Source organism: Streptomyces sp. NBC_01314 (genome assembly GCF_041435215.1).
In the GTDB taxonomy this organism is placed as follows: Bacteria; Actinomycetota; Actinomycetes; order Streptomycetales; family Streptomycetaceae; genus Streptomyces.
This window is the reverse complement of record NZ_CP108394.1, coordinates 4753884-4766875: the sequence shown is the minus strand read 5'-3', so window position 1 is coordinate 4766875 and position 12992 is coordinate 4753884. Positions and strand designations below refer to the sequence as shown.

Below are 12992 nucleotides of genomic sequence, written 5' to 3'. Positions count from 1 at the left end.
GCCACGTGGTGCACGCCGTACGCAGGTGATCTCCGGGACGCGAGACGGTGCGGCGTGGGGTCACGGCGCCAGGCGCTCGGGGCGCTCGGCTGTCCGGTTCACGCCGGTCACTGCGATCGCTGAGGTCACTTCGCGGGTACCGGGGCCCGCCCGGGGCCCCGGTACCGGGAGGTCACGCGGTCGGGTCGTAGACCCGCTCCTCCTGCGGTACGCCCGCGTCGTCGTAGAGACGTTCCAGGGCCTCCGGCGCGTAGATCTCATAGTCCGGGACGACGCCGCCGATCAGGCCGAGCATCTTGTTGGTCCACTCCTGGTCGACGCTCATCGCGCTCATCGTCGCCTTGAAGAACGGCGGGAGTTCGGTGAGTTCGCCGAGCGTGGTGGTGAAGTCGTAGACGCCGGCGCTCTCCTCGTCACGCACCTTGTTGTACTCGGCCAGCGCCTCGTCCATCGGCCGTTCTCCGGACAGCCCCTGGTGGACGCGCTCGGCGAGCAGTTCACCATGGAGGAAGGCGTCGGTGATGCCCCATCCGGTGTAGGGGTCCTTGTGGTAGCCGGCGTCGCCGACGAGGGCCCAGCCCGGGCCGTGGGCGCGGCGGTAGTAGTTGTCGGGGTAGCGCATGGGGCGGAAGTCCTCCTCGCGCCGCCCGCTCTCGCGCAGTTGGGCGCCCATCAGCGGGTCGACGTCGTCGAAGACGGCCTGGAAGCGGCCCTCCACGTCCTGGCGGAAGTCCTTCAGCTGGCCGCGGGTACAGATGATGGCCAGCATGTTGAGCCCGTCGTTCGTGGGCCAGCTGCCGAACCAGCGCTCGTTGAGGCCCGTTTTGTGGTGCAGGCCCCAGTCGAGGCCGCTGTAGTACGAGTAGTAGATGAAGCCGGCCGCGGGGCGCACGTTGTACAGCGGCGCGCCGACCTTCTTCGCGACCGTGGAGTGGAAGCCGTCCGCGCCGATGACCAGCGAGGCCCGGAACTCCCGCTCCGGCCCGTCGCCCTCGCGTCCGCGGATGCCCGTCACCTGGCCGTCGGAGGCGATCACGTCGGAGACGGTGAAGCCCTCCAGCACCTCGGCGCCGGCCCGGCGGGCGGCGTTGACCAGAATCTCGTCGAGCACGGTGCGGCGCGGGCAGTACACGGCGTCGATCCCGTCGACGGGGTCGGCGAAGCCGTTGAGCTCGATGCCCCGGTAGGCATAGTGCATCGTGCGGAGCGCCGGCGTCTTGGCCGCCACGATCTCGTCCAGCAGTCCCCACTCCTGGAGCTTCAGCAGCCCTGCCTGGTGGATGTAGTGCGTCGAGACGGTGTCGCTGGGAAAGGAGGACCGGTCCACCACGAGGACCCGGTGTCCGAGCCGCGCCAGGAGCATGGCGACCGGTGATCCGGCGCAGCGGGCACCCACAACAATGACGTCGTACACGCAATCCCCCATGAATAAGTTCAGCGCCTGAGAGAGCATCAGGCACGGTTCCGGCGCTCCGTGGTCAGCGGCGCCGATATCGACACGCAGGCTATGCGTATTGGCCAAAGAAGTTCAAGAGTTGGTACTGGGATAGTAATTACACACCCACTGTCATAAGGCACCTGAATGTTTCATTCCGTTCCGCACGGTGAAACCCGGCCAACCTTATGGCCCGCTACGCACCCTTCGAGATGGTCGCTTTCTGACGTATTGGTGCTTATGTCACCGGCGGAACACCGGCTCGCACGACCACGCTCGGTGAGAGATCCCGCGCGTCCGACACATAGAGTAGGTAAAGTAAAAAGCCTGCTTCCGGGAATTTACTTTCCGCGCCCGCCTTCTAATTACCCGGTTGACGTAACCCGAGAAATTACACGAATAAATCGCGCCAGGGCATGGCCGAATCTCGTCATTCAGCCCTTTCGGGCGAGGGTGACGATTAACCTCGGAATTTCGTGACGGCTCGTCAGTGGAACTGGTGGGCCGTTTCGGCTTGCTGGGCTGATGGTGGGCAGCGTGTGGGCCCGGCTGTCGCGTCGGGTGGGCGCCGGGTTCCCACGGCTCCGTCGGGATGGCTACTCACGGAAAAGGGAACGTGCTGGTCAGTAGGGGTTCGGCAGGGCTTCGAGCCGGGCCGGGGCCTCGGTGACCACGCCGCTCCACGGCCAGTGGTGGGCGAGACGGAGGATGCGGCGGCGGCCGGTGGTGACGAGCTGGGCGGCGGTGGAGAACAGCCGCAGGCGCAGGCGGCGGGGTGCCGACAGGCGGGGCTCGCAGGTCAGGGCGAGCATCGGCATCCAGGCGAGCAGGCCCAGGGCGACCTGGACGATCTCCAGCCAGATCTGGCCTCCTCGGCAAGGGCGTCGAGCCGGTCCAGCAGCTCACGCAGCCGGTCACCGGTCGTCGGGTGCGGGGGCGTGGGGGCTGGTCGCGCAGTTCCCCGCGCCCCTGAAGGCGGGGCTTCGCCCTCCTTCATCCTCCAGCCGTCCCCCGGCCGCTCCGCCGGCCGTCCCCTTTCGTCATCCCCCGGTTCCGAACCAGGTCTCCGCCAGCGACTCGAAGTTCTGGCTGGGCGGGGCCGGCAGGCTGCGTAGGTACCAGTTCAGGTCGCTGTAGACGTGGAGGAGGGTGTAGGCCATCAGCTCGCGGGGGGCGAACGGAGGCCGGCCGTATGCCTCGTAGAAGAGTTTCAGCAGGGTGGGGTCGGCTCGGGTGAGGAAGAGGGCGACGCTGACGAAGTCGTAGGCGGGGTCGCCGACCATGGCCGGCTCGAAGTCGAAGAGGCCGGTGAGGCGCCAGCCGTCGTGCGGGTCGACGGTGAGGTGCTCGCGCATGAACTCGGTGTGCAGGAGGACCGGGCGGCGCCGGGCGGTCAGGGGCACGGACCGCAGGAAGTCCGGGATCTGTTCCAGCCAGGGGCCCGAGAGGCCGCCGCTCTGCTGCTGCTCGACCGCCGCCGCGCGCTGTGCGGCGATGAACCTGCCCCAGTCCGGCGGCCCGGTGAGGGGAACGACCGGGGTGGCGTCCAGGGCGTGCAGGGCGGCGAGACCCTCGGCGGCCTCGACGACGACCCGCTCCTGGTCCGGCCGGGGGATCCGGGGCCAGGCCTCGTTGAGGTCCTCGCCGGGCAGGCGGGACATCAGCACATAGCGCCAGCCGTTCTTGTACTGGTCGGCCGAGTGCAACCTGGGTGTGGGGATGGGAAGTTTGCCCCACAGTATCGACAGCAGGCGGGCCTCGCGGACGGCTTCGGCCGCTTCGAAACCCGGATAGAGCTTGAGGACGAGGGCATCGCCGACGGAGTACACCGGCAGCGAGCCCTCGGGGAAACGTACGATCCGCGCGCCTGCGAGACCGAGCTGACCGCAGAGATCCTGGGCAGCAGGTCGCAGCAGCGCCTCGTCACCGACGACTTCTTGCAACTCGTCGTTCGTGTCCACGCTGGGCAGCATGGGCGCAGCCTAGAGCGTGCGGAGCGCGGTCCGCATCGCGGAAATGGTGGGTGTAGAGGGCATGCACCTGTCTAGGGTGCGGGCAGGGGCGGGGTCGTGCCGTCCTGGAATGGCGAAGGAGCCGTGGGATGGGTGCCGTGGATGCTGTGCGTGCCGCGCATGACGTGGGGTTTGTCGCGGAAGTGGGGGTCGAGGGCGGTTCGGGGGGCGAGGAGGCAGCGGGTCCCGGGGCGGCCGTGCCCGGCTTCGCCGAGCGGGTCACGGCGGTCGGAGGTTCCCCCGTTCGGGACATCCTCGCCGTCACTTCTCGTCCCGAAGTCGTCAACTTCGCGGGCGGGTTGCCGGCCCCGGAGCTGTTCGACGCGGAGGGGATAGCGGCCGCCTACCGCGATGTGCTCGCCGAATCCGCGGGTCGCGCCCTGCAGTACGCGACGACCGAGGGCGAGCCGGTGCTCCGGGCGGCGCTCGCCGCGCGGTACGGGGCACGCGGGCTGCCGACCGGCGCGGACGGCGTGCTCGTCACCACCGGGTCGCAGCAGGCGCTGTCGCTGCTCGCCACCGCCCTGCTGGAGCCGGGGGACGTCGTCCTGGTCGAGGATCCCTGCTATCTGGCGGCACTTCAGGCGTTCCGGTTCGCGGGGGCGCGGGTGCTGGCCGTGCCGGGCGACGAGCACGGAGTGGACCCGGCGGCCCTGGAGGAGTTGGTGGCGCGGACCCGGCCCAAGCTCTTCTACACCGTGCCCACCTTCCAGAACCCCACCGGGCGCACACTCCCCGCCGAGCGGCGGGCGGCCGTCGCCTCCGTGGCCGCCCGGCGCGGCCTGTGGATCGTCGAGGACGACCCGTACGGCGAACTCCGCTTCGAGGGCGACCGGGTGCCGTGGATCGCCTCGTACCCGGGTGCCGAGGACCGTACGGCGCTGCTGGGCTCCTTCTCCAAGGTGATGGCCCCCGGGCTGCGGCTGGGCTGGCTGCGCGCGCCCGCCGGGCTGCGCCGGGCGTGCGTGGTCGCCAAGCAGGCGGCCGACCTGCACACCCCGACCGTCAACCAGCTCGCCGCGGCCCGCTATCTCGCCGACCGTGACCTGGACGCCCATGTCGTCCGGGTCGCCGCCGCCTACCGGGAGCGCCGCGACACCATGCTCGACGGCCTGGCCGAGGCCCTCCCCGAGGGCTCCACCTGGAACCGGCCCGAGGGCGGCATGTTCCTCTGGGCCCGCCTCCCCTCCTCCTACGACACCACCGCCCTCCTCCCGCGGGTGGTCGAGGAGGACGTGGCGTACGTGCCCGGCGCTCCCTTCTACGCCGGTGAACCGGACCGGTCGACCCTGCGGCTCTGCTTCGTGACGCAGACGCCGGAGGAGATCAGGGAGGGGCTGCGGAGGCTGGGGGCGGGGCTGCGGGGGTGACGGCCGAGGGGCCCGGTGGGGGCGCTCGGCCGCCCGTCTCACCGGTGCCTCAGTCCCACCAGAAGGACCAGGTGTGTTCGCCGAGGAGGGTCTGGGCGTAGGAGTGCCGGGTGCCGTCGGCCGTGCCCTGCCAGATGTTGTCGGGGCAGAAGGCGAAGTGTTCGGCGGCGACGGCTGCGGCCTCGGCCTCGGTGGTGGGCGGGGCGGCGACGGAGAGGACGAGCTGGTCGTAGGTGAGGGCGACGACGCGTATGCCGAAGCGGTCCTCCCAGGAGCGCAGGACCGCGCAGAGCCTCGCCACGTCGTTCTCGTGGTTGACCGGGCCGGTCCAGCCGATCGCCGCCGGGATGTCGGCGCTGCGGCGGGCGGGGACCAGGGCGAGGCGGGGTTCCCTCAGCCGTGAGGGGTCCTTCGTGAGGGCGTCGGCGGTCTCGGCGGCGAGGGCGTCCGGGTCGGCGACGACAGCGGTCGTGGTCGTGCCCGGGGCGCCGGGCACGGGGTCGACCGGGTCCGGGGCGGGGCCCGGCGCGGGAGGTTCCGCGAGGCCGGGCCACTCCTCGTCCTCGGCGGTCGCGTACTCGTCCCAGAACTCGGCGAGGACGTCGTCGGCGTCGTGGTCGCCGGGGTAGGACGTCTCGCCGGGCGTCAGCTCCCACTCCTCCGGCCCGCCCTGGCCGCCGCCGACGTCCAGCAGGACCGGGAGGAGACCGGCCCCGCGGCGCGCGGGCCGGACGGCGGTCCAGGCGCCGGGCGTGGCCGGCTCGTCCGCGCACCACAGCAGCGGTTCGTGCCACGGGCCCTCGTCGGTCGCGTCGATCAGCCTCCCCTGAGGAAGCGGGAGTTCAAGCCCGAGCACACGCCCGCTCGGGTCGGCCGCCAGCTTGGGCAGCGGGTTGGGAAGTGTCGCCATGCGGGTGACTGTAGGGGTCGGCACTGACAGAGCCCCGGCCCCGCAGGGCGACCACGGGGGTGGTTCAGAGCTTCTCGGGCGTCCTGATGCCCAGCAGCGCCATCCCCCGGTGCAGGGTGCGGGCCGTCAGGTCGACCAGGAACAGGCGGTTCTCCACCTGGGCCGGGGTGTCCGCCTTCAGGACCAGGCACTGGTCGTAGAACGTGGTCAGCAGGGTCGCGAGCTTGAAGAGGTACGCGGCCAGCTTGTGCGGCTCGTACGACTCCGCGACCTCGGCCACGGCCTCGCCGAACTGGTCTAGGTGCAGCCCCAACGCCCGCTCCGCCGGGGCCAGTTCGAGTTCCGGGTGGGCGGCCGGGCTCGCCTCGCCCGCCTTGCGGAGGATCGACTGAATACGGGCGTAGGCGTACTGGAGGTAGACGGAGGTGTCGCCGTTCAGCGACACCATCTGGTCCAGGTCGAACTTGTAGTCCCGTACGGCGGAGGTCGACAGGTCGGCGTACTTCACCGCGCCGATGCCGACGTACCGGCCGTTCTCGACGATCTCCTCCTCGGTCAGGCCGACCTTCTCGGCCTTCTCCCGGACGACGGCCGTGGCCCGGTCGATCGCCTCGTCCAGCAGGTCGACCAGGCGGATCGTCTCGCCCTCGCGGGTCTTGAACGGCTTGCCGTCCTTGCCGAGGACCGTGCCGAAGGCGAGCTGGAACGCCTTGACGTCCTCGTCATTCAGCCAGCCCGCCCTGCGAGCGGTCTCGAAGACCATCTTGAAGTGCAGGGACTGGCGGGCGTCGACGACGTACAGGAGGGAGTTCGCCTTGAGGTTGAAGACGCGGTCCCTGATCGCGGAGAGGTCGGTGGCCGCGTAGCCGTAGCCGCCGTCCGACTTCTTGACGATCAGGGGGACCGGGTTGCCGTCCGGGCCCTTGACGTCGTCGAAGAAGACACAGAGAGCGCCCTCGGAGCGGACCGCGACACCCGACTCCTCCAGGAGGCGGCACGTCTCGTCCAGCATGTCGTTGTAGCCCGACTCGCCGACGATGTCCGCGTCCCGGACCTCCATGTCCAGCTTCTCGAAGACGGAGAAGAAGTAGATCTTCGACTCGTCGACGAACTTCTGCCAGGTGGCGAGGGTGTGCGGGTCGCCGGCCTGGAGGTCGACGACCCTGCGGCGGGCCCGCGTCTTGAACTCCTCGTCGGAGTCGAACAGCTTCCGGGCGGCCTTGTAGAGACGATCGAGATTCGACATCGCCTCCTCGCCGCTCACCTGGGCGTCCTTGTGGTCCAGCTCGTGCGGGTGCTCGTCCAGATACTGGATGAGCATGCCGAACTGGGTGCCCCAGTCGCCGATGTGGTGCCTGCGGACCACGTTCTCGCCGGTGAACTCCAGGATCTGGACGACCGCGTCACCGATCACGGCGGAGCGGAGGTGGCCGACGTGCATCTCCTTCGCCACGTTCGGCTGGGCGTAGTCGATGACCGTCGTGCCCGGGTGCGCGGCGAGCGGCACGCCGAGACGGTTCTCCGCGTCCGCGTAGCGCTCCGCGAGGTTCGTGGTGATCGCCCGGTCGGTGAGCGTGATGTTCAGGAAGCCGGGGCCGGAGACCTCGATCTCCTTGATCACCTCGCCGGACTCCACCTGGGCGACGACCTGCGTGGCCAGCTCCCTGGGGTTCGCCTTCGCCTTCTTCGCGAGGGCGAGGATCCCGTTCGCCTGGTAGTCCGCCCGGTCGCTGCGTCGCAGCAGCGGGTCGACTCCGTCGGCCGCCGGGAGGGCGGAGGCGAGGGCGTCGGCGAGGCGCTGGTGGACGGAGGCGGTGAGGGACGTGACCGGGGTCATGAGGGGGGAGCCGTTCTCCTCGGGGTACGGGTGGATGTCGTTCAGTATCCCACGGGGGTAAAGGGGTTTTTCTGGGCGAGGTGGGCGCCTCAGGGGGTCTCCACCTGCTGGCCCACGAAGTCGGGTAAGTGAGCGTAACCATGTGTGAGTGAGTGTTGTTGTCAGGCTGTGAATCTGACGGAATGGGCAAAGACACAGGGTGTGCATCCGCAGACCGCGTATCGCTGGTTCCGTGAGGGGACGTTGCCGGTACCGGCTCAGCGGGTCGGGCCGCGCACGATCCTGGTGAACATCGACGCGAACACCACGCCCGAGGCCATCGGCGGTCTGGGACTGTATGCCCGCGTGTCCTCGCACGATCAGAAGACCGATCTGGAACGCCAGGTCGCTCGGCTGTCGGCGTGGGCGGTGAAGGCCGGTCACCGAGTCGTTCGTGTGGAGGCGGAGATCGCTTCCGGGATGAACGGCTGCCGTTCCAAAGCCCGGCGTCTGCTGGCCGACCCGAACGTGACCACCGTGGTGGTGGAGCATAAGGACCGGCTCGGCCGGATGAACGTCGAACTTGTCGAGGCCGCCTTGTCCGCGACGGGCCGTCGCCTGCTGGTGGTGGACGACGGCGAGGCCGAAGACGACCTGGTGCGGGACATGGTGGAGGTACTGACGTCGTTCTGCGCCCGTCTGTACGGGCGCGGGTCGGCGAAGAACCGCGCCCGCAAGGCACTGGAAGCGGCCGAACATGGCTGACCTCCGCCTGCGCGACATCGCCAAGCGGCTCGTCATCACAACGGGCGCGAAGAAGGGCCAGCACCCCTCACCTGCCACCGTCATGCGGATGCTGCGTGAACACGACGAGCGGGCCGCCACGGCAACGAGCGCATGATCACTCCGCTACTTTGCGGCTGGTGTCTGAGCTAGGACACCGGGGCCGATTCCCACCGCTCACGCCACTCGGCCTCGGTGAGCTGCGCTCTGTCAAGGTTGCTACGGGTGCCCAGCAGCTGTGCCTGGTCGCGGTCGGCGCCGGCTCACCACTGGGTGATGAGCGGTGTGTCCGGTCCGTGCTGCCGCCAGGCTTCGGTGAGGCGGACAAGGCGGGCGGGGGCGGCGATGCCGCGCACGGTTGCGATCTTGCCGCCTGTGATGTCGAACGTCACGGCGCCGACGACCTTGCCGTCGGGCACGAAAAGGATGGCGGGGGCGCCGTTGACGAGCGCGTAGTGGACAGCAGAGATTCCGCCGGCAAGTCGCTGTTTTGCGGGTGTGGATTTGAAGCCGGCCCGTGCGATGGCGGCGATGCGCTGCGGAGTGTCGTACCGCAGCAGCTTCTCGGTCAGGCCGGCACCGTCGGAGATCGCGGTCGCGTCGTCGGTGAGCAGCGCCACCAGGCGTTCGGTGCGGCCCGAGGTCGCAGCGGCGAGGAATTCCTCGACGATCCTGCGGGCGGATGCCGGGTCGACTTCGCCGCCGCCGCGGCGCGCGGCGGTGATGCGGTGCCGGGCCCGGTGGAGGTGCTGCTGGCTTGCGGAATCGGTGATGTCGAGGATCTCGGCGATCTCGGCGTGGTTGTGGGAGAACGCTTCGCGCAGGACGTAGACGGCCCGCTCCAGCGGTGACAGACGCTCCATGAGAGTCAGCACGGCCAGGGAGACCGATTCGCGCTGCTCGAATGTGTCGGCCGGGCCGAGCATCGGGTCGCCGTCGAGGAGCGGTTCGGGCAGCCAAGCACCGACGGTGCGTTCGCGGCGGGCCTGCGCCGAGCGGAGCCGGTCGAGGCACAGGTTGGTGACGACCTTGGTCAGCCATGCTTCCGGCACCTTGATCCGCTGCCGGTCGGCAGCCTGCCAGTGCAAGAACGCATCCTGCACGGCGTCTTCCGCGTCGGCGGCGGAGCCAAGCAGCCGGTACGCCAGCGAGGCCAGCCGGTTCCGGCTGGCCTCGAACCGGCTGGTGTCGAAGCGATCACTGGCGGTGCTGTCCACGCGGAACACCCTAACTAGACGGCTGCGCTGGCACGTTCTCGGCGGACCCGGCGGACCCGGCGGACCCGGCGGACCCGGCGGACCCGGCGGACCCGGCGGACCCGGCGGCCGGGCGGCGCTCGTGCCTGGGCAGACCGCCGGCCAGACAGAGCGCGACACCGAATCCGAGCCAGGTCATGAGCACGAGGACGGAGTGGGTGGAGCCGTGGCCGTCGAAGAAGGCTGTGGAGCGCAGCAACTGGCCGCCCGCCCCGGGCGGCAGCAGCTGGCCGAGTGTGCCGGACCAGCCCGGCAGCATCTCGGGTGCGGTCGAGGTGCCTGACAGAGGGTTGCCGATGAGCATCATGGTGACGGCGCCGAGGCCGAAACCGGCGTACCCGAGCTGTGACCCCAGCCCGATGATGGTCAGGGATATGGCGGCGATGGCCAGGGCGATCGCGCCGGTGTTGGCCAGGTAGGAATCGTCCAGCGAGCCGAGCCAGAACTGCAGGATCGCTGCCACGGCCAGGCCTCCGGTGATCGCGAAGGTGAGTGCCCCGGCGACCTGGCGGGCGATGCCGCGGACGAGCCTGGTCAGTAGCAGCGCGGCGAGCAGGCCGCCCATGACCAGGGGCAGGGCTCCGGCGGCCAGGCCGGCGCCGCGGGGGTCGTCGGCCGGCAGGGCGACGATGTCGCGGACAGGGGACGTCTTGCTGGGTCCCTGCGCCTGACCGAGCCCCACCGCGACGCCCTGCAGGGTCTGGGCGACCGCTGCGCCGGCGGCCGAGGCTGTGATGACCTGCGGAGCGCCGGAGCTGACGTCTATCGCCCCGTACACCTCCCGGTCGCGGATCAACCGTTCGGCGGCTGTGGTGTCGGCGACCTCGGTGATCGCGAAGCCGCCTGGCAGACGTTGGTCGAGCGCGGCGCTGACCTGCTTGACCGCGGCGGGCGGTCCGGCGACGGCGATCGGCACGTCGTGCGCATGCGACCGCACCGACGGCCAGGCGAAGGCGGTGAGCAGCACACTGATGAGTGCTGTGAGCAGGACGACTGTCCTGGCCACCGTCGGCCAGGACGACGGCAGTGTGTCGGCTACGCGTGGGGCCGGAGTATCCATGCGTCCTCCTCGGACAGAGAGAGATTTCTTTGCCTGGTGACGGGGGGGGCTGGTTGCACACCCCGCGGGTCAGCAGTGGCTCCGCCCGGATGCTGGTCCGGCCTCGCAGGTGGGCGGCCGGTATCTGGCCCAGTGCCGGGGTGCTCAGGCGCGCACGGGATGGGGTGGAGGTGATCCGCCGCTGGCCTCGAAGCGACTGGTGTCGAAGCGCTGGGGCAGTGCTTGCCCACGGTGGCTACGCGGCCGCCTTCTCGGCGGACATGTCCGGTACGGCGACCAGGTGGCGCTTGCGCCTGGGCAGGCCGAAAGTCGGGTGCGAGGTGGTCCACAGCGACATCTTCAGGATGCCCGCCTTGATCCGCGCGGCCTTCCTGCCGCCCACGTACTTCGGCTTCGCCTGTGCTTCGCCGTCGACCATCTGCAGGATCCCGTCCCGCCGCCCGAGACTGATGTGGTTGCCGTGGTAGTCCAGCTTGGCGTTAGGGATCTTGCGCCCGGTCAGGCGTCCCACGATCGCGGCCGTGGCCTGCATGCCGGTGTAGCCGGCCGAAGCGCAGGACATCGGCAGCGGCCGGCCGTTGTCGCCGATGGCGTAGGCGCTGTCGCCCACGGCGTAGACGTTCGGGTGCGAGACCGACCGCATGGTGCGATCGACGACGATCCGACCGTTTTCGTTGACCTCCAGCCCGCCGGCGGCGGCGATGGGGTCTACCGCGAACCCGGCCGTCCACACGGTCGCGTCGGACGCCAGGACGGTGCCGTCGGTGCACAGCACCCGCGCCGCTTCGACGGCTTCGACGCTGGTGCGCTCCAGGACGGTGATGCCCAGCCGGTCACAGGCCTGGCGCAGATGGCTGCGGGCTCCGGCGGAGAGCGGGGCGCCCAGTTCGCCACGGGCGATGAGCGTCACCGACAGGCTGGGCCGGGATTCGGCGATCTCGGTGGCGGTCTCGATGCCGGTCAGCCCGTCGCCGACGACCAGCACACTCCCGCCTTCGCCCCGCGTGCCCAGGCTGTCCAGGCGCTCGCGCAGGCGCAGCGCCGCCGGACGACTGGTGACATGGGAGGCGTGCTCGGCCACGCCGGGGACGCCGTGGTCGGCGACGCGGCTGCCGAGCGCGTAGAGGAGAGTGTCGTAACCGAGCTCGCCGCCGCCGTCGGCGTCAGCCACGGCGACGACCTGCCGCTCGGGGTCGACGGCGGCGACACGGGCCAGGCGCAGCCGTATCCCCGTGCCCGCGAAGACGTCGGCGAGCCGTGGAGCCTCGATCTCCTGGCCGGCCGCGAGCTGGTGCAACCGCAGCCGCTGGACGAAATCCGGCTCTGCGTTGACCACGGTGATCTCGGTGCCTGCCGGGGACAGCAGACGGGCCAGGGTCCCGGCCGCGTAAGCCCCGGCATAGCCGGCGCCGAGAACGACGATGCGGTGCTTCATGTGATGCTCCTGTCGGTTCGCTGGCTCCCTGTCGGTGACTTGAGCGGGACAGCGCCCCGATTCCTGACAGGAACTACATGTGACGTGGATCACAGAGGGGTAGGCCCCACTCGAAGCCGCCCTCGCCGATGGCGTGGTCGGCGTGGACACCAACGCCGACCACCTCGCCGCATGGCGCCTGGACACTCACGGCAATCCGATCGGCCGGCCGCGCCGGTTCCTCTTCGACCTGTCTCAAGGCGCCCAGCACCGCGACGCCCAGGTACGGCACGCCCTCACGCGGCTGCTGAACTGGGCCAAGACCTGCGGCGTCAAGGCCATCGCGGTTGAAGACCTCGACTTCCAGACCGAGAAAACCAGAGAGAAGCGCGGGCGCAAGCGCCGATTCCGGCAACTCATCTCCGGCATGCCGACCGGCAAACTCCGCGCCCGGCTGACCTCCATGGCCGACGCCACAGGTATCGCGATCATCGCCGGGGACCCGGCCTGCACCACCAAGTGGGGCGCCCAGCACTGGCAAAAGCCGATGGCCGGCCCCACCCGTAAGACCACCCGGCACGATGCGGCGAGCATCGCGATCGGACGACGCGCCCAGGGACACCCGATCCGGCGACGGATGACACCGCCCCTTGCACACCAGAGCGATGTGCAAGGGCATCGGACCATCCAGGCCGACCGGTGTGCCCCTGGGCGTGAGGGACCCCGCCCCCCGCATCCCCGGACCACGGACACGATTCGTGCCGCCGGACGCGGCGAGTCCGCGGGCAACCAGGACATCCAAAACCGTTCGGGGTGTCCGCAGTGACCAGGTATGGGTCCAAGACTCACTCCTGCTCACTGATTAGGAACGGTGGGGAAAGACACCGCTCGCAACCCATGCCGTTGAGGGGCGCGGGGAACTGCGCGACCGGCCCC

General features: G+C 70.1%; 10 protein-coding genes and 2 pseudogenes. 4 read left to right on the top strand and 8 right to left on the bottom strand.

Translation table 11 applies throughout. The annotated features are described in order from the left end of the window. Positions 1-172 precede the first annotated feature (172 nt). The 3 genes and pseudogenes from OG622_RS20945 to OG622_RS20935 form a co-directional block, all read right to left on the bottom strand. Complete coding sequence (locus OG622_RS20945; RefSeq protein ID WP_371578047.1) at positions 173-1414, bottom strand: NAD(P)/FAD-dependent oxidoreductase; 1242 nt, start codon at positions 1412-1414, stop codon at positions 173-175. A 644-nt stretch (positions 1415-2058) separates the two neighbouring features. Continuing rightward, positions 2059-2301, bottom strand: a pseudogene (locus OG622_RS20940) (transposase); the annotation flags it as partial. 174 nt (positions 2302-2475) lie between these two features. Further along, positions 2476-3408, bottom strand: a complete 933-nt coding sequence (locus OG622_RS20935; protein WP_371578045.1) for a phosphotransferase family protein — start codon at positions 3406-3408, stop codon at positions 2476-2478. A gap of 128 nt (positions 3409-3536) precedes the next feature. Here OG622_RS20935 and OG622_RS20930 point away from each other — a divergent pair, with 128 nt between their 5' ends. After that, complete coding sequence (locus OG622_RS20930; RefSeq protein WP_371578044.1) at positions 3537-4817, top strand: PLP-dependent aminotransferase family protein; 1281 nt, start codon at positions 3537-3539, stop codon at positions 4815-4817. Between the two features lie 49 nt (positions 4818-4866). On the opposite strand, the gene OG622_RS20925 is transcribed toward OG622_RS20930, so the two are convergent. Next, positions 4867-5727, bottom strand: a complete 861-nt coding sequence (locus OG622_RS20925) for a DUF4253 domain-containing protein (RefSeq protein WP_371578042.1) — start codon at positions 5725-5727, stop codon at positions 4867-4869. Positions 5728-5791: 64 nt separating this feature from the next. After that, positions 5792-7564 carry an arginine--tRNA ligase gene (gene argS / locus OG622_RS20920; RefSeq protein WP_371578040.1) on the bottom strand — a complete coding sequence of 591 codons (1773 nt, stop codon included), beginning with the start codon at positions 7562-7564 and terminating at the stop codon, positions 5792-5794. A 168-nt stretch (positions 7565-7732) separates the two neighbouring features. Between argS and OG622_RS20915 the strand changes: the two genes are divergently transcribed. After that, positions 7733-8308 (top strand): IS607 family transposase, encoded by a 576-nt coding sequence (locus OG622_RS20915; RefSeq protein ID WP_371578038.1) that lies wholly within the window; start codon positions 7733-7735, stop codon positions 8306-8308. Beyond that, the gene (locus OG622_RS20910) at positions 8301-8444 is read left to right on the top strand and encodes a hypothetical protein (protein ID WP_371578036.1); all 144 of its coding nucleotides are present in this window, start codon (positions 8301-8303) and stop codon (positions 8442-8444) included. The genes OG622_RS20915 and OG622_RS20910 overlap by 8 nt, the downstream gene beginning before the upstream one ends. Positions 8445-8589: 145 nt before the next feature. On the opposite strand, the gene OG622_RS20905 is transcribed toward OG622_RS20910, so the two are convergent. The 3 genes from OG622_RS20905 to OG622_RS20895 all read right to left on the bottom strand — a co-directional run bounded on the left by OG622_RS20905 (position 8590) and on the right by OG622_RS20895 (position 12077). After that, positions 8590-9543 carry a sigma-70 family RNA polymerase sigma factor gene (locus OG622_RS20905; protein WP_371578034.1) on the bottom strand — a complete coding sequence of 318 codons (954 nt, stop codon included), beginning with the start codon at positions 9541-9543 and terminating at the stop codon, positions 8590-8592. A 10-nt stretch (positions 9544-9553) separates the two neighbouring features. After that, positions 9554-10642, bottom strand: a complete 1089-nt coding sequence (locus OG622_RS20900) for an ABC transporter permease (RefSeq protein WP_371578032.1) — start codon at positions 10640-10642, stop codon at positions 9554-9556. Positions 10643-10877: 235 nt separating this feature from the next. After that, complete coding sequence (locus OG622_RS20895) at positions 10878-12077, bottom strand: NAD(P)/FAD-dependent oxidoreductase (protein ID WP_371578031.1); 1200 nt, start codon at positions 12075-12077, stop codon at positions 10878-10880. Between the two features lie 106 nt (positions 12078-12183). Between OG622_RS20895 and OG622_RS20890 the strand changes: the two are divergent. Further along, positions 12184-12922: pseudogene (locus tag OG622_RS20890) on the top strand (IS200/IS605 family accessory protein TnpB-related protein); the annotation flags it as partial. Between the last annotated feature and the right edge of the window lie 70 nt (positions 12923-12992).

Coding starts and splice junctions, on each gene's coding strand:
- OG622_RS20935 (WP_371578045.1), bottom strand. CDS start 3,408: ATGCTGCCCAGCGTGGACACGAACGACGAGTTGCAAGAAGTCGTCGGT.
- OG622_RS20900 (WP_371578032.1), bottom strand. CDS start 10,642: ATGGATACTCCGGCCCCACGCGTAGCCGACACACTGCCGTCGTCCTGG.
- OG622_RS20910 (WP_371578036.1), top strand. CDS start 8,301: ATGGCTGACCTCCGCCTGCGCGACATCGCCAAGCGGCTCGTCATCACA.
- OG622_RS20930 (WP_371578044.1), top strand. CDS start 3,537: ATGGGTGCCGTGGATGCTGTGCGTGCCGCGCATGACGTGGGGTTTGTC.
- OG622_RS20895 (WP_371578031.1), bottom strand. CDS start 12,077: ATGAAGCACCGCATCGTCGTTCTCGGCGCCGGCTATGCCGGGGCTTAC.
- OG622_RS20925 (WP_371578042.1), bottom strand. CDS start 5,727: ATGGCGACACTTCCCAACCCGCTGCCCAAGCTGGCGGCCGACCCGAGC.
- argS (WP_371578040.1), bottom strand. CDS start 7,564: ATGACCCCGGTCACGTCCCTCACCGCCTCCGTCCACCAGCGCCTCGCC.